This is a genomic window from Ruegeria sp. HKCCA4812 (genome assembly GCF_013034245.1).
Taxonomy (GTDB): Bacteria; Pseudomonadota; Alphaproteobacteria; order Rhodobacterales; family Rhodobacteraceae; genus Ruegeria.
In genome coordinates, this window is record NZ_WQFQ01000001.1 from 175,840 (window position 1) to 191,380 (window position 15,541).

General features: G+C 59.0%; 13 protein-coding genes. 2 read left to right on the plus strand and 11 right to left on the minus strand.

The features are described from left to right. Window positions 1-150: 150 nt before the first annotated feature. Both cobT and cobS read right to left on the minus strand, forming a co-directional pair. Window positions 151-2,028 carry a cobaltochelatase subunit CobT gene (gene cobT, locus GOW04_RS00905; RefSeq protein ID WP_171231267.1) on the minus strand — a complete coding sequence of 626 codons (1,878 nt, stop codon included), beginning with the start codon at window positions 2,026-2,028 and terminating at the stop codon, window positions 151-153. A gap of 121 nt (window positions 2,029-2,149) precedes the next feature. Continuing rightward, window positions 2,150-3,136 carry a cobaltochelatase subunit CobS gene (gene cobS / locus GOW04_RS00910; protein ID WP_171231268.1) on the minus strand — a complete coding sequence of 329 codons (987 nt, stop codon included), beginning with the start codon at window positions 3,134-3,136 and terminating at the stop codon, window positions 2,150-2,152. A gap of 454 nt (window positions 3,137-3,590) precedes the next feature. On the opposite strand from cobS, the gene GOW04_RS00915 reads away from it, so the two are divergent. After that, the gene (locus GOW04_RS00915; protein WP_171231269.1) at window positions 3,591-4,478 is read left to right on the plus strand and encodes a Hint domain-containing protein; all 888 of its coding nucleotides are present in this window, start codon (window positions 3,591-3,593) and stop codon (window positions 4,476-4,478) included. Between the two features lie 160 nt (window positions 4,479-4,638). On the opposite strand, the gene GOW04_RS00920 is transcribed toward GOW04_RS00915, so the two are convergent. Continuing rightward, the gene (locus GOW04_RS00920; protein ID WP_371814334.1) at window positions 4,639-5,193 is read right to left on the minus strand and encodes a hypothetical protein; all 555 of its coding nucleotides are present in this window, start codon (window positions 5,191-5,193) and stop codon (window positions 4,639-4,641) included. 167 nt (window positions 5,194-5,360) lie between these two features. Further along, window positions 5,361-5,987, minus strand: coding sequence for a J domain-containing protein (locus GOW04_RS00925; RefSeq protein ID WP_152458640.1), 627 nt, complete (start codon window positions 5,985-5,987; stop codon window positions 5,361-5,363). A gap of 107 nt (window positions 5,988-6,094) precedes the next feature. Here GOW04_RS00925 and GOW04_RS00930 point away from each other — a divergent pair, with 107 nt between their 5' ends. Further along, window positions 6,095-6,349 (plus strand): BolA family transcriptional regulator, encoded by a 255-nt coding sequence (locus tag GOW04_RS00930; RefSeq protein WP_171114951.1) that lies wholly within the window; start codon window positions 6,095-6,097, stop codon window positions 6,347-6,349. Window positions 6,350-6,362: 13 nt separating this feature from the next. Here the strand turns inward: GOW04_RS00930 and GOW04_RS00935 are convergent, their stop codons facing one another. The 7 genes from GOW04_RS00935 to pepN all read right to left on the minus strand — a co-directional run bounded on the left by GOW04_RS00935 (window position 6,363) and on the right by pepN (window position 15,488). Next, complete coding sequence (locus GOW04_RS00935) at window positions 6,363-7,439, minus strand: PLP-dependent cysteine synthase family protein (RefSeq protein ID WP_171231270.1); 1,077 nt, start codon at window positions 7,437-7,439, stop codon at window positions 6,363-6,365. A 185-nt stretch (window positions 7,440-7,624) separates the two neighbouring features. Beyond that, the gene (locus GOW04_RS00940; protein ID WP_171227915.1) at window positions 7,625-8,044 is read right to left on the minus strand and encodes a DUF4177 domain-containing protein; all 420 of its coding nucleotides are present in this window, start codon (window positions 8,042-8,044) and stop codon (window positions 7,625-7,627) included. Between the two features lie 80 nt (window positions 8,045-8,124). Beyond that, on the minus strand, window positions 8,125-9,381 hold the full coding sequence (gene pepT / locus GOW04_RS00945; protein WP_171231271.1) for a peptidase T: 1,257 nt from the start codon (window positions 9,379-9,381) through the stop codon (window positions 8,125-8,127). A 147-nt stretch (window positions 9,382-9,528) separates the two neighbouring features. Next, window positions 9,529-11,040, minus strand: coding sequence for an Asp-tRNA(Asn)/Glu-tRNA(Gln) amidotransferase subunit GatB (gatB, locus tag GOW04_RS00950; protein ID WP_171231272.1), 1,512 nt, complete (start codon window positions 11,038-11,040; stop codon window positions 9,529-9,531). Window positions 11,041-11,121: 81 nt separating this feature from the next. Next, window positions 11,122-12,381 carry a hypothetical protein gene (locus GOW04_RS00955; RefSeq protein ID WP_253283892.1) on the minus strand — a complete coding sequence of 420 codons (1,260 nt, stop codon included), beginning with the start codon at window positions 12,379-12,381 and terminating at the stop codon, window positions 11,122-11,124. A gap of 129 nt (window positions 12,382-12,510) precedes the next feature. Beyond that, the gene (locus GOW04_RS00960; RefSeq protein ID WP_171231273.1) at window positions 12,511-12,939 is read right to left on the minus strand and encodes a hypothetical protein; all 429 of its coding nucleotides are present in this window, start codon (window positions 12,937-12,939) and stop codon (window positions 12,511-12,513) included. Further along, entirely contained in the window at window positions 12,936-15,488 is a 2,553-nt protein-coding gene (gene pepN, locus GOW04_RS00965) for an aminopeptidase N (protein ID WP_171231274.1), read from the minus strand. The genes GOW04_RS00960 and pepN overlap by 4 nt, the downstream gene beginning before the upstream one ends. Window positions 15,489-15,541: the final 53 nt, after the last annotated feature.

The following is a 15,541-nucleotide window of genomic DNA, read 5'->3' on the forward strand; positions in this document are numbered from 1 at the left end:
GGGCGGCCTCATTCACTGCATTTGAGCGTGACCCTGAGGCGCATTTCAAAAAATGTCCAGACGGGAACACCCCGCCTGAGCAAGCCGATGATCAGCAACGAAAAACATGTCGCCCTCGGGGAAACACGCCCGCCGGGCAGAAGATCAGCCTCAGCCGGCCTTTCTCATCCCCATGACCCGAGCCCGCGCCCGCGGGTCACTGTCAAACAGAGCCGCCAGTTGTTCGGTCATCGCGCCGGCCAGTTGCTCTACATCGGTAATCGTCACCGCCCGGTCATAATACCGGGTCACGTCATGGCCGATCCCGATGGCCAAAAGTTCGACCATCTTGCGTTTTTCGACCATCGCGATCACGTCGCGCAGGTGTTTTTCCAGATAGTTGGCCGGGTTCACGCTCAGCGTCGAATCATCGACCGGCGCACCGTCCGAGATCACCATCAGGATCTTGCGTTGTTCGCGCCGTGCCAGCATCCGGCGATGAGCCCATTCCAGTGCTTCACCGTCGATGTTTTCTTTCAGCAGGCCCTCTTTCATCATCAGACCCAGATTGGGCCGCGCACGACGCCAAGGGGCGTCCGCGCCCTTGTAGATGATGTGGCGCAAATCGTTCAGGCGCCCGGGCTGTTGTGGGCGCCCGTCGTTCAGCCACGCCTCGCGCGCCTGACCGCCTTTCCACGCCCGCGTGGTAAAGCCCAGAATTTCGACCTTTACATTGCACCGCTCCAGCGTCCGCGCCAGAACATCGGCACAGATGGCGGCGATCGAAATCGGACGTCCGCGCATCGACCCCGAATTGTCCAGCAGCAGCGTTACCACCGTGTCGCGGAACTCGGTGTCTTTTTCGACCTTGAAGCTCAGCGGAGTGGTCGGATTCGCCACAACTCGTGCCAATCGGCCCGCGTCCAGAATGCCTTCCTCGCGGTCGAACTCCCAGCTGCGGTTCTGCTGCGCCTGCAATCGGCGTTGCAGCTTGTTGGCCAGACGCGACACCGCGCCTTTCAAGGGCTCCAACTGCTGATCCAGATAGGCCCGCAGGCGTTCCAGCTCGGCCGGTTCGGCCAGATCCTCGGCGGCGATCTCTTCGTCATGGGTGTCCAGATAGACCTTGTAATCCGGGTCCGCTTCAGATGCCGGCGGTGGGGCAGGCGGCTCCAGAGGCGCCTCGCCATCCGGCATCTCAGCCTCGTCACCCATCTCGTCTTCGGCCATTTCGTCCATCGAGACCTGGGCCTGAGACTGATCCTGCTGCTCTTCCTGCGTCTGCTCAGGTGTCGCGTCGGCGTCCTGTTCGTCCTGATCATCCTGACCGGTGCTGTCCGGATCGGGCTGTTCTTCGGCGTCTTCCTCGGCCTGGTCTTCCTGCTCGTCGTCCAGCTCATCGGGGTCATCCCCAAGCTGGTCGCCATATCCCAGATCCTTGATCACCTGACGGGCGAATTTGGCAAACTCCGCCTGATCCGAGAGAATCTCGTCCAGGTTCTCCAACGTCCCACCCGCTTGCTCTTCGATGAAACCACGCCACAGGTTCATGATGTTTTCGGCGGCAGAGGGCAGCTCACGCCCGGTGGCCAGATGCCGGATCAGGTAGCCTGCCGCAACCGAAAGAGGTGCATCGGCGGGTTGCTTGCACTGATCATACCCACGCCGGATTGCTTCATGCCCGATCTTGACGTCAATATTGCTGGCGGTGCCCGGCATGTCCCGCGCGCCCATCGCCTCGCAGCGGGCGGTCTCCATCGCCTCGTACAGATCCCGCGCCATATCGCCCGGGGGCGCATAGCGCGCATGGGTCGCGTCGTCATGATATTTGCGATGCAATGCCAAGGCGTCTGCCGTGCCACGCGCCAACAGCACCTCTTCACGCGTCATCCGACGCGAGACCTGAGGCAGCCGCATCGACTCGCCCGACATGCCCGAAGGGTCGACCGTATAAGTCACCGACAGCTCGGGATCATCGGCCATGACCTTGGTTGCTTCGGCCAGGGCCTTCTTGAACGGATCAGCAGGGTTGTCGTTCTTCTGTGCCATGTCCTTAAGCCCTCATCAAAATGACCTGCCCGGCGTTGAAAACTGTAACGGATCCGACTTCATCTGGCCAAAAATATCCCCGCCGGAGGCATTGCGCCCGTAACGGGCGCAATTCGGGTGCTTACCCCAAGCTTGCGCTCGCGGCGCTCTCAGGCAACTCCTCATCGAAGCAGCGCTGATAGAATTCGGCCACGGTCTGACGCTCCAGCTCATCGCATTTGTTGAGGAAGGACAGGCGGAACGCATAGCCCACGTTGCGGAAGATCTCGGCGTTCTGGGCCCAGTTGATCACGGTCCGCGGGCTCATGACGGTGGACAGATCGCCATTCATGAAGGCGGTCCGTGTCAGGTCGGCGACGGTGACCATCTGGCTGACGGTCTTGCGGCCGTCGGCGGTGTTGTAATGCGGCGCCTTCGACAGAACGATCATCGTCTCGGCGTCGTGGCTCAGATAGTTCAGGGTCGACACCAGCGACCAGCGGTCCATCTGCGCCTGGTTGATCTGCTGCGTACCGTGATACAGACCCGTGGTGTCGCCCAGACCGACCGTGTTGGCGGTGGCAAACAGGCGGAAATTGGGGTTCGGGGTGATGATCTCATTCTGGTCCAGCAGGGTCAGCTTGCCGTCATGCTCCAGCACACGCTGGATGACGAACATCACGTCGGCGCGGCCCGCATCATATTCGTCGAACACGATGGCCACGGGGTTGCGCAGCGCCCAGGGCAGGATGCCTTCGTGGAACTCGGTCACCTGCTTGCCGTCGCGCAGTTTGATCGCGTCCTTGCCGATCAGGTCGATCCGGCTGATATGGCTGTCCAGGTTCACCCGCACGGCGGGCCAGTTCAGACGGGCAGCGACCTGTTCAATGTGGGTCGATTTGCCGGTGCCGTGATAGCCTTGGATCATCACACGACGGTTATGGGAAAAGCCCGCCAGAATCGCCAGCGTGGTCTCCGGATCGAACTTGTAGGTATGATCGATCACCGGCACTCGGTCGCTGCGCTCGGCGAAACCCTTGACCGCCATGTCGCTGTCAATGCCGAACACGTCACGGACCGAGATATCCTCGGTAGGTTTTGCGTTGATATCGATCGATCCGTCAGCCATGCGCCTAGTCCTTATCCTTTGGCCCGTTCACCGGGTATGAACCCGTGTGTGGTGCAACATATTGCGGGCAAGGGCAAGGGAAAGCGAAAGACGCCCAAAGGTGCGCATGTTTTTCTTGCAAACTGGCCCTATCGTTGCGCATGGGGTGTCATTCCAGAATGATGACCCACACTACGATTTGGCACCTCGCGTTAACAAGCTTTGAGGCCGATTGCGCATAACCCAGAAGTCCTCGGTGAAAGGTTGGCAACAACCTTCGCGCCTCGTTCAAATGCAAACATTAACATACTATCATTGAAATGCTTCTTCGGCGCGTTAACATGACTTTTAAATGTGGTTTTTGGCGTTCTTTGTGAGTTTGTGAGGTCTGTGGTGTTCTGTTCAGTCAACACACAGAGGGAGTTTGTTCGTTGCGAGTTTCCTTTTGGTCCAACCTGCTTAGCGGACACAACGTATGTCGTTTGATGTCTTACTTCATTCGGTCAACACAAGCGGGCAAGGCGACTTGATCGTCCAAAACAAGACCGATCCAGCCACTGTCTCGGGTCAAACGATTTCGATCAACGGTGGTCCGTTCGTACCCTACACGTACCTCGGACAAGGTAACTACAGAGGTACCGGCGAATCTGGTGAGTTTATTCAGGTTGGGACCGAAATCTATGCCTGGGACACCAACAACCCCACCGGGCCAATGACAACCGGAAACTGGCAAATCACAACCGGAGATCTTGATCCAAACAATCCGCCCTGTTTTGTTGCTGGAACCCTGATCGAGACCGAGGCCGGTCCACGCCCGGTCGAGAACCTGATGATCGGTGACAGAGTTTGCGTGTCAGGTGGGAAAACGCTGCCGATTTTGTGGATCGGGAAAAAAGAGCTGAGTGCACAAACACTGGCTTTGCAACCAAAATTTAGACCCGTTCGCATTCGGCGCGACGCGATTTGCAAGGGTCAACCCAACCAGGATGTTTTTGTGTCCCCGCAACATCGGATCATGCTGGAAGGCTGGCGCGCCGAGTTGTTGTTCGGACAAGATCGGGTCTTTGTTGCGGCAATCCACTTGGTGAATGACGGAACAATTCAGCAGGTGCATACAGGTGAAGACATCACATATTACCACATTGCCTGCTCTCGACACGCGGTACTGCACTCGCAGGGGTTACGCAGTGAAAGTCTTTTTCTGGGCGACATAGCGCTGAAGTCTTTCTGTCGTGAAGACGTCGAAGAACTGCTCGCACTGTTCCCCGAATTGCGTGACGGCACCGCAGAGTCGCAGCAAACTCGCTTAAGCTGTTTGAAGCGCCGGGAAGCAATTGCATTGCGAAGCTCATACCCGAACTAAAGCGCGAATAGTTGTAATCCGAACCGCCCCTGGTTTGATCCCTGGCCTCAACAAACCCCTTCAAATGTGTTCTCTCAGATCGGTTGCCATAGGCAATTTCTCAGTGCAGCACCGTTGTGATGGCCTCACACATCTGTGCCTTGGGTCAACCGTTGCTTGGCTATAGCGAAAACCAAAGCTCGTCTTTGCGAAAGCCACCTTTTACCAAACGATCCGCTTTCAACACATCCGGAAACTCGTCTACCCAATCCCGAAACCGGTCATTTGTGACGATGCGTGCCTTGCTATCCCGCGCCGCCTTCAAGATCAGCGGGTCCGCAGGTGTCCCTTTGGGGGCCACCATGACCTGCTTGGATCGTAGGCCCAGGGCGCGGCTCAGCTTCCGGTCGTCCATATAGTGGCCTTCGACTTTGTACCCGACATTCGCATCGAACATGACGCCCGGTTTGAACCCTGCGCGCTTCAAAGTCTCAAGGACCTTCTTCAACGTGTCCAGATCCGGCGTGCCATCTTTCCAGTGCATGACGTTCGAGCCGTCCACGATGATCCATGTATTGGCCCGGCGCCACCTGAACCAGGCCCGTATGAACAGGATTGTGCTGGCCATCACGCAAATCAGCGCCAAAAGGAACAGCCAATCCGCGTCAGTGGGAATGAAACTGGCAGCGATGAGCCCGCTTAGCGAGACGAGCAACAGGCAAATGGATGTGCGCACGAAACTGATCCCTGGAAACTCCTGTCCCAAATCCTCCACCACTTTCGTGTGGAATGAAACAGGGTTCCATACGGAATTTGTGCAGTTTTTTCAGGTTGTGTCGTCTGCGGCACCCAACCATTCAGGCAGGGCGCGCCGCGAACGCAAAGCAGGCAAAGCCGTGACCGCTACTTGAAGTTCCGGCTGTCCTTGATCTGATCCCAGGCCCAGACAACTTCCTGCAATTGCTCTTCCTGCGAGCGGTCGCCGCCGTTCATGTCCGGATGCAGCACTTTGATCAGCTTCTTGTACGCTTTGCGAACTTCGGCCTTGGTCCAGCTGTCATTGGCCTCGAGAATCTCGATCGCACGGCGTTCGGTCGGCGGCAGGCGTCGTCCGCCGCCACCCGTCGTGCGGCCTTTGTTCTGCGTGCTGTTGGCACCAAGAACCTGATGCGGATCCTCGATCCCCAAACGGGCCCAGGCACGTGCTTCGGGGTCGCCCATCGGCTTGGTCTCGCGCTCCCAAACCTTGTCTTTCGAACGCTGTGCGTTCAGCTCGGCTTCGGTGGTGCCGTCAAAGAAATTCCACTTCTGATTATATTCCCGCACGTGTTGCTGGCAGAACCAGAAATAATCATCCAGGACATCCGGTGCTTTTGGCGCGCGGAACTTTCCCGGCTCTTCACATCCCTCGTGGTCACAGATCCGGACCGAGGTTTCAGAGGCACCCGACATGCCCCGGCGTCCCCGCGGATTCTTCTTTTTGGCGCTGGAAACGGACATATCGAATCCGAAGGGGTCTGATTTCGCCATGCTCTAATCCTCAAGAACGCGTCTTTTCGACTCGGAGGCAGCAGTTTAATCTAAGCAGCCGAAAGTAGAAGAGGGGTGCGGCAATATTTTTGCCGCTAAGCAAAAAAATGAGTGTGACCGACGAGATCCGAACCCGCCTGCAAGCCGCCTTTGATCCGCGCGAGCTTGAAGTGATCGATGACAGCGAAAGCCATAGGGGCCATGCGGGATATCAGGACGGTGGTGAAAGCCACTTCAACGTCCGTATCCGCGCCAGCGCATTCGAAGGCAAATCCCGCGTCGCCCGCCACCGTGCGGTACACAAGGCGCTGGGCGACATCGTGCCGCGCATCCACGCGCTGGCCCTGGATATCGGCGTCTGAAGACCTTTACGTGTCAACCCGCCTCCATCTGCGCGGACGGCGTCGATGCCGAGATGGCGTATTCCTCTTGTGTCATGACCTCTTCGATTCCCTCGAACAGGGGGGTCGACAAGTATCGCTCGCCGGTGTCCGGCAACATGACCAGTATGACAGAGCCTGCCGGCGCGGATTCGGCCAGCTTCATGGCCACCGCAAAGGTCGATCCGCCCGAAATCCCGGTGAATATCCCTTCTTCGGCTGCAAGCCGGCGCGACCATGCGATCCCTTCGGGTCCGGGAATGGGGATCAACTCGTCATAGTATGAATTGTCGATGGCTTCCTGAAGAACCCAGGGGATGAAATCCGGTGTCCAGCCCTGAATCGGGTGGGGCTCGAAATCGGGGTGGCTTTCGGTCGGCTGATGGTCAGCGTTGCGCGTATTGACGTAACCTGATGATACGATTGCGGCATTTGCCGGTTCGGTCAGGATGATCCTGGTGTCGGGCCGCTCTTTCCGCAGTATGCGCGAAACACCCGAAACGGTGCCGCCGGTCCCGTAGCCCGTCACCCAATAATCCAGCCGTTGCCCTTCGAAATCGGCAAGAATTTCGCGCGCCGTCGTGTTTTCGTGAATATCGGCGTTGGCAGAAGTTTCAAACTGGCTGGCAAGGAACCATCCGTTTTCCTCGGCTAGTTCCTTGGCCTTGGTATACATGCCGAACCCTTTTTGCGCCTTGGGGGTCAGAACAACCTTGGCGCCCAGAAACCGCATCAGCTTTCGCCGTTCGACCGAGAAGCTCTCGGCCATCGTCACGACCAGAGGATATCCCTTGGCCGCACACACCATGGCCAGCCCGATCCCGGTGTTGCCGGATGTCGCTTCGACAACGGTTTGTCCGGGCTTCAGCCGCCCGTCACGTTCCGCCGCCTCGATGATGTTCAGCGCCAGTCTGTCCTTGACCGAGCCTGCCGGGTTGAAGGCCTCGAATTTCACATAGACGGTCACATGCTCTGGCGCGATCCGATTGACCCGAATGCAGGGCGTGTCACCGACCGTGTCGAGAATGCTGTCATACAGGCGTGCCCGCCCTTGTGTCTGCCGAATAGCCATTTCGATGTCCCTCCAGAATACCCGGCTAACATGCCACAGATTTCCCGAGGGTGTAGCCCTTATTGCTTTCCAATGCGGTTGGGCCGTCCCGGATCGACTTGACGTATGTCAGAGCGAACACGGATGTCCTGCACAAGGCCACAGGGCATTTGCAATCGTTCTGGCGGTCGTACCAGCCCCCAAGCCTATGTTTTCGAAGGGCCGTTTTCATCAACGGCGTCATCAGACCGCTTCAACGACAAAGGCGGCTCGTCCGTCTCTGCGGCAATTGGTTTCGGGGCCTGTACCTCGTCGGGGCCCGGAATCGGCTGGGCCAGCGGGGTTTCATCCATCTCAGGTACTGCGCCGACCCACGAGGCATCGACTTCCTCTTCCACCACGCGGCGGAACACCAGCACATTGCGCCAGTTCGTGGTCGATCCGGTCAGACCCGAGCGTTCCTCGCTGGGCAACAGCTCGGCCCGCTGGTATTCCCAGCCATCCTGACCCATCTGATTCAGCAGTTGCTCGACCGAGACAGCAAAGCGGCCCTCGGCCGTTTTCACGCCTTTGGCTTTGACACCTTTTTGCGGGGCGGGGATGACCTTGTATTCGTAGCGCTTCATCTACTGTTCCTAAATGCGTTTCCGCGCCAACTTAACACGCTGCCCCCCGGGTGAAAGAGCCCTTGCCCATCCGGCGGAATTCAGCTCTGACCATTCGCTTCGGCCTGTGCCGCCTTGGCCACAACCGACAGGCACAGTTCCGTCGCCAGCGCCATGTCCTGCACTGAAATCCATTCCAACGGGCCGTGAACGCATTGCATCCCGGTGAAGATGTTGGGGCAGGGGGTGCCGAATTCGGTCAGGCGGGATCCGTCCGTGCCGCCCCTGATCGGTACCGACAGCGGCTCAACCCCCAGTTCGCGACACGCATCCCGCGCCAGCTCGACCGGAGTCATGTCGTTTTCCAGCCAATACCGCATGTTGCGGTACTGGTGGCTGATGTCGCAGGTGATGGTCGCGCGCGGCTCCGTGGCCTGCACGGCGGCGCAGACCTGCCGCACGATGTTTCGTTGCGCCTCCAGCCCGTCCATCTCGAAATCACGCAGGATCAGCTTGATCTCCATCTCGGATGATCCGCCGTTCATGTCAGTGACATGGATGAAGCCTTCGCGCCCGTCCGTGGTTTCCGGCGTCATGGTGGCCTGAGGCAATGTCTGCACGATCTTTGCCGCCAGATGCGTGGCGTTCACCATCTTTTCCTTGGCCAGGCCGGGATGGATCGAAACACCCTCGATCCGGATTACGGCGCGGTCGGCCGAGAAGCTTTCATACTCGATCTCACCCACTTGCTGCCCATCCAGCGTATAGGCAAAATCCACGCCCAGATCCTTGGGAAGTTGTTCCGTGACGCCCCGGCCGATCTCTTCATCCGGAGTGAACGCGATACGAATAGGGCCATGTGGAATGTCCTGATTTTCGATCAGGTGTCGCGCCATCGTCATCAGGATCGATACACCGGCCTTGTCGTCCGCGCCCAGCAGGGTTGTGCCCGACGCGGTGATCAGGTCGTGGCCGATCTTTTCGGCCAGATAGGGGTGGTCATCCGGAGAAAGAACCAGATCCGGGTTGTCCGGAAAGGTGATGTCGCCACCGTTATACCCCTTGATCACCCGCGGCTTGACGCCGGTTGCGTTGAACTGAGGGGCCGTATCGACATGGGCCAGAAAGCCCACGGTCGACCCCGGCGCCGTTCCGGGAATGGTCGCAACGACAACACTGTCGCCCGTCATCTCAACATCCTGCGCGCCGATCTGGATCAGCTCATCACGCAACAGGTTCAGCATGTCGAACTGGATCTGAGTGCTCGGGGTCGTCGGGGATGTCTCGTCACTTTGACTGTCGATGGCGGCATAGCGCACCAGCCGGTCTTCGAGTTCCTGATCAAATCTGCTTTGCATAATACCTCACCTCTCTGTGGCGGAGGAAAGGGCGCGAACAGCAGGAAGTCAAGCCGATGGCTTGACCCCAAGTCTTGAGATTTCGTGAGAAACCGGATTGTACAAACCCGCCAAAGATTGCCGGCAGGCTTGTACGAAACGAAAGGTTTACGAGCCCAGCTTCTTGCCGACCAGTTCGTTGACGGCTTTCGGGTTCGCCTTGCCGCCGGTGGCTTTCATGACCTGACCCACGAACCAGCCCGCCAGTTTCGGGTTCACCTTGGCCTTCTCGACCTGCGCCGGGTTGGCGGCGATGATCTCGTCCAGCGCGGCCTCGATCGCGCCGGTGTCGGTCACCTGCTTCATGCCGCGTTCCTCGACGATCTGCGCCGGGTCGCCGCCTTCGGTATAGACGATCTCGAACAGTTCTTTGGCGATCTTGCCCGAAATCGCGTCCGAGGCGATCAGGTCAATGATCCCGCCCAGCTGCGCGGGCGAAACCGGCGAGTCGGTAATGTCGCGGTCGTCTTTCTTCAGGCGGCCGAACAGCTCGTTGATGACCCAGTTCGCCGCCAGTTTTCCGTTGCGGCCCTTGGCCACTTCCTCGAAATAGGCGGCGGATTCGACCTCGGCGGTCAGCACGGATGCGTCATAATCGGTCAGGCCGAAGTCATTGATGAAACGCGCCTTTTTCTCGTCGGGCAGCTCAGGCAACCTGGCGGCGATATCATCGACCCAGGCCTGCTCGATTTCCAGAGGCAGCAGGTCGGGGTCGGGGAAATAGCGGTAATCATGCGCTTCTTCCTTGGACCGCATCGAACGGGTTTCACCCTTGTCCGGGTCATAGAGGCGCGTTTCCTGCTCGACCTCGCCGCCGGCCTCGACGATGGCGATCTGACGACGGGCTTCGACCTCGATCGCTTGCTGGATGAAGCGCATCGAGTTCATGTTCTTGATCTCGCAGCGCGTGCCCAGATGCGAAAAATCCTGTGTTTCCTGATACTTCTCATAGGCGCCGGGCAAACAGATCGAGACGTTCACATCGGCCCGCAGGTTGCCGTTCTGCATGTTGCCGTCGCAGGTACCCAGATAGCGCATGATCTGACGCAGCTTGGCGATATAGGCCGCGGCCTCTTCCGGCCCGCGGATGTCGGGGCGGCTGACGATCTCCATTAGGCAGACACCGGTGCGGTTCAGGTCGACGAAGGACATATGCGGATCCATGTCGTGAATCGACTTGCCCGCGTCCTGTTCCATGTGAATACGCTCGATCCGCACCTTGCGCGCGGTACCGTCGCCCAGTTCGACCAGCACTTCGCCTTCGCCCACGATCGGGTGATACAACTGGGAAATCTGATACCCTTGCGGCAGGTCGGGGTAGAAATAATTCTTGCGGTCAAAGGCCGATTTCAGATTGATATCCGCCTTCAGGCCCAGTCCGGTGCGCACTGCCTGTTCCACGCAGTATTCATTGATCACCGGCAGCATCCCCGGCATCGCCGCGTCCACGAAGGCCACGTTTGAATTCGGCTCGGCCCCGAATTGGGTGGATGCACCCGAAAACAGCTTGGCATTGGATGAGACCTGAGCATGCACCTCCATCCCGATCACCAGTTCCCAATCGTGCTTGGCCCCGGCAATGGTTTTGGGTTTGGGCATTTCGTATGTCAGATCGAGCATGGCGCGCCTCATTTCCGCAGAAGTCTAAGCCTGCGTATTAGGCCCGGGAGGGCCTAGGGGCAAGGGGGAATCCTGTCGTGTTCAGTTCTGGGAAAACCGCAGGCCCGACGGTGTGAATGTCACATCCATACCGCTGCGCAGTTCTTCCCGGAACAGATCCGAGATGGCGCGCAAGGCATCGCGCTGACCGCGCGCTGCAAATCGTTCGGGCGAGTTTATGCGGACGGAATTGTTGAAACCGTTGGCCGCATGCGCCCAGATCAACGGGTGCAATTCTGTCAGGTGATCGCGGATAAGCCGGTTTGCCGTGTCGCGCATCTGCGAACGGACAAGGTCGGCCTGATCGTTCAGGCCAAATCCGTTCTGGACAGTGATCGCGCAGTAGGAGGACAACATGTTGATCATCTGCTGATCGGGCCGCAGGCGCAGGATATCGCGCAGACCTTCAAGGAAATACTCGATATCGACGCGGGCACAGGCCTCTTCGTCCAATGCAATGGCGTCGAACTGAACCCATGTGTATCCGCCCGCGCCCCAGATATCCTGTGTCCTGGCGGCTGTACGCAAGGCTTGCAGCTCCAGCTCTTCGTAGCTGCCGAACCACCGGGGCAGAAGGTGGCTGCCCATCGCGCGCATGTGGCGCTGATTACATGGATCCAGCGTGATCAGCCGTTCATATTCTTCGGCCACCCGCGCGTTGGATTTGCGCTGACCAGCCAGCAGCGCACATCCGGTCGCTGCAATCAGGGGGCTGTCGGGAGCATCCTTTCTGCATTTGGGTAGGATTGCTGCGGCCCGGTCGAAATGCGCGGCGCAGCGTGACCGATGCAAAGGTGGCAGCGTCGCGTCCGAGGCCGTTCCACGCCATGCCCACGCCAGATCGATATGGGCAAGAGCAACGACGGTGGCGATCATCGGGTCATCGGGGTTGTCCGCCATCTCGCCTTCAAGTTCCGAGATGCCACCCAACAGGTCGTAATCCGAAATGGCCGCGCCATCCGAGAGCGCATGTTCAGCGGCCAGTACAACGTCCGATCTGGCACCGAAGGCCAGCAGATCGGCCACAGGCATACCATCAGCAACGGCGGCGCGATCCTGATCAGCCACGCGCATTTCCTGCGACAGCTCTGCCCAGCGGTCCTGCCGGGCGAGGTAGCGGCCATGTTCGATCGCGGAATGTCCGATCAGATCATCGCGATCGGATGTTGCAACGGGAATATTGAGCTGACCCTGCTCGGGCAAGGCGGCCGCAAGCGCGGATTTCGTCGCGCACAGGTCTGCTGAAGCAATTGTAGGAGTAGCTGTGGATGGGGCGAACAGTGCCCTTAGCGACCGAAACATGGCGATACTCAAAACTGTAAAAACGTATAACTGACACCGAAGTCTGGCGGGATATCGGGTTCAAATCAAGTAAATTGCCTATTAATTTCTTTCTTTTGTGTCCAATTCGCCCCTCAAAGGTCCAGTGTTTCAGAAAACAGTGAAATGATGCCGTTCTACGCGAAATCCGGCTTGTTTCAGAAGGGTTTCCAAATCCAGATGCGCCGGAAGCGACTCATCCGGCAGACGGATTCGTTTGCCGGAATGCAAAACAATCGACACTCGAACCGAGAAATCCCAACGGGTGTCAAACCGGAAATGGTCAATGTCGCGCAGCGCGACCTCTGCCTGCCGGTTCCCCGTGAACCAGCTTAGCGCATTCTGATCCAGTTGCATGCCCGCGCTGGTGTTCTGAACCACGTCCCAAACTGCGGGCAGCGTGGCCAAAGACAGCAGCCCCGCGATCCACCAGGCCGCGTCAAACAGGACAACCAGCGCCAGCAACGCCGCATAAACACCGGCCAGGATGGCCAGCGTTCGCAAATTCCGGTTGCTGCGGGCAAAGCTGTAAGGCGTCATGCGCCGAGGATGCGGGACACCATTTCGGTCGTGTCCCGCGACAGGTTCGGTGTTTCCGCGATGCGGGAAAGCTGCGCACGCATCAGGGCCTGACGATCCGGATCATACCGTTTCCAGGTCTGGAACGCCGAGCACATTCGGGCCGTGGTCTGTGGGTTCACCGGGTCCAGACGGATCAGCCAGTCGGCCAGCAGGGCGTATCCGGCGCCATCCGGTTGGTGGAACCCTGCGTGGTTTATCGCCAAGGCCCCCATGACGGCGCGGAACCTGTTCGGGTTTTTCCAGTTGAAATCCGCATGCTCGGTCAGGGTCGCGGCAATTGCGGGCGTCGCCTCGGGCGCCGCCATCGCGACTTGCAGGCCAAACCACTTGTCCATGACCAACCGGTCATGCTGCCACTGGTCGTAGAAGGCATCCAGCTGCGCCTCGCCCTTGCGGGCGCGTAAAAGGCAAGACAGCGCCGTCAGTTGCAATGTCATGTTGTCGGCTGTGTCGTACTCCTCGGCCGCCATCGCCCCGCCGTCAAGACGAGAGGTCAGTGCCAGCGCAGCGCTGCCAAGTGCCCGTTTGCCGGACTGCTCGGCGTCCGGGCTGTATGGGCCGTCCACCAAAGCCTCACTGTGCAGGCGGGGCAGCAAATCCTGTACGGTCTGGGCTATTGCCTGCCGCAACGTTTCCACCGCGGCCCAGATCGCCATGGGGTCGGGCGTGTGGCCACGGTCATGCAAGGCCGCTGCCAATTCCGATTGTGTCGGCAAGCCCAGCATCAACGCACGATAGGCCGGGTCCAGTTCGTCATTGCGCAGCACAGTCAACAATCCGTCAAGGTAATCGGTATCCGGTGCCGCATCCTGAAGGATCATCCGCATCAGGGTGTCCTGCGCCAGATCCCGTCCTGCCTGCCAACGGTTGAACGGGTCCGTGTCATGCGCCAGAAGAAACGCGCGTTCCGCGTTCGACTGGTCATGTTCCAGAATGACAGGTGCCGAGAAATCGCGCAGGATCGATGCTGTGGGTTTCGCCGCCAGGCCAGTGAACGCAAAGCTCTGTTCGGCCTGCGTCAGTTCCAGCACTTCGGTCGCGCGAACCTCATCGCCGTTGGGCCCAAGCAGGCCGACTGCAACCGGGATGACCTGAGGCAGTTTCTTCTCCTGTCCCGGCGTGGGATCGGTTCGCTGTTTCAGCGTAAGTGTATAGGTGCCGTCGGCCCAGTCTTCCTGAACCCTGACGCGCGGAGTGCCCGACTGGCTGTACCAACGTTTGAATCGTGTCAGATCGCGCCCGGTGGTGTCTTCGAAAACCTTCAGCCAGTCCTCGATCGTGCAGGCCTGACCGTCATGGCGTTCAAAATACAGATCAAGCGCCTTGGCATAGGCCGCATCCCCGACCAACCGTTTCAGCATGCCGATCACCTCGGCACCTTTTTCGTAAACCGTGGCGGTGTAGAAGTTGTTGATCTCCTGAAAGCTTTCTGGCCGCACTGGATGCGACAACGGACCGTTGTCCTCGGGGAACTGCCGGGCACGCAGGTCTATGGCATCGTGGATGCGTTTCACCGGGCCTGAGCGCATGTCCGAGGTGAATTGCGCATCCCGGAAAACTGTCAGACCTTCCTTGAGGCACAGCTGGAACCAGTCGCGGCAGGTGATGCGGTTGCCGGTCCAGTTGTGAAAATACTCATGCGCGATGATCGCCTCGATCCGTTCGAAATTGGCGTCGGTCGAAGTTTCAGGGCTGGCCAGAACGGCCGACGAGTTGAAGATGTTCAGCCCCTTGTTTTCCATCGCGCCCATGTTGAAGTCATCGACGGCGACGATGTTGAAGACGTCCAGATCGTATTCACGGCCATAGACGTCCTCGTCCCATTTCATCGACTTCTTCAACGCCTCCATGCCGAAAGCGCATTTCCCCTCGTCTCCGGGACGGACCCAGAGGTTCAGTTCGACGGTGCGACCTGACCTGGTGGTGAACTGACCGGGATGTGCGATCAGGTCTCCGGCGACCAGAGCGAACAGATAGGCGGGTTTGGGCCATGGATCGACCCATTCCGCCCAGCCATCGCCCTTGCCCGACGGGTTGCCGTTCGACAGCAGAACCGGCAGGTCGCCATTGATCCGAACGGTGAAGGTGGACATCACGTCGGGCCGGTCGGGATAGAAGGTGATCTTGCGGAACCCCTCGGCCTCGCACTGGGTGCAGTACATGCCGTTCGACATGTACAGACCTTCCAGCGCAGTGTTGTTGCCGGGGTCGATTTCAACCTCGGCTTCCCACAGGAACGGTGCGTCCGGGACATCTGCGGTTAGCCCCTTGTCGGTCACGTCTGGCGTGATCTCGGCCCCGTCAATGGCGGCGCGGATCAGTTTCAGTTCTTCCCCGTGCAGAAAGAATGTGCGGTCAGTGGCGTCAGGATTGGGCCGGAACGCAATGCGCGAGGTGACGCGCGTGGCGTGCGCGTCCAGATCAAAGGTCAGGTGCACGCTGTCCACCAGATAGCCAAACGGTGTGTAGTCTTTCAGGTAGATCGTGGTAGGGGCAGCGTCGCGCATCTTGGGCCTCGTATCTGTTCGGGACTGGCGCGACGTTAGGGGCTTCGTTCCGG

What these genes read in the sequence shown, in the direction of transcription:
- pepN (WP_171231274.1), bottom strand. Translation starts at nt 15,488, where the DNA reads ATGCGCGACGCTGCCCCTACCACGATCTACCTGAAAGACTACACACCG.
- GOW04_RS00925 (WP_152458640.1), bottom strand. Translation starts at nt 5,987, where the DNA reads ATGGCGAAATCAGACCCCTTCGGATTCGATATGTCCGTTTCCAGCGCC.
- cobS (WP_171231268.1), bottom strand. Translation starts at nt 3,136, where the DNA reads ATGGCTGACGGATCGATCGATATCAACGCAAAACCTACCGAGGATATC.
- GOW04_RS00955 (WP_253283892.1), bottom strand. Translation starts at nt 12,381, where the DNA reads ATGTTTCGGTCGCTAAGGGCACTGTTCGCCCCATCCACAGCTACTCCT.
- GOW04_RS00915 (WP_171231269.1), top strand. Translation starts at nt 3,591, where the DNA reads ATGTCGTTTGATGTCTTACTTCATTCGGTCAACACAAGCGGGCAAGGC.
- GOW04_RS00960 (WP_171231273.1), bottom strand. Translation starts at nt 12,939, where the DNA reads ATGACGCCTTACAGCTTTGCCCGCAGCAACCGGAATTTGCGAACGCTG.
- pepT (WP_171231271.1), bottom strand. Translation starts at nt 9,381, where the DNA reads ATGCAAAGCAGATTTGATCAGGAACTCGAAGACCGGCTGGTGCGCTAT.
- GOW04_RS00940 (WP_171227915.1), bottom strand. Translation starts at nt 8,044, where the DNA reads ATGAAGCGCTACGAATACAAGGTCATCCCCGCCCCGCAAAAAGGTGTC.
- gatB (WP_171231272.1), bottom strand. Translation starts at nt 11,040, where the DNA reads ATGCTCGATCTGACATACGAAATGCCCAAACCCAAAACCATTGCCGGG.
- GOW04_RS00935 (WP_171231270.1), bottom strand. Translation starts at nt 7,439, where the DNA reads ATGGCTATTCGGCAGACACAAGGGCGGGCACGCCTGTATGACAGCATT.
- cobT (WP_171231267.1), bottom strand. Translation starts at nt 2,028, where the DNA reads ATGGCACAGAAGAACGACAACCCTGCTGATCCGTTCAAGAAGGCCCTG.
- GOW04_RS00930 (WP_171114951.1), top strand. Translation starts at nt 6,095, where the DNA reads ATGAGTGTGACCGACGAGATCCGAACCCGCCTGCAAGCCGCCTTTGAT.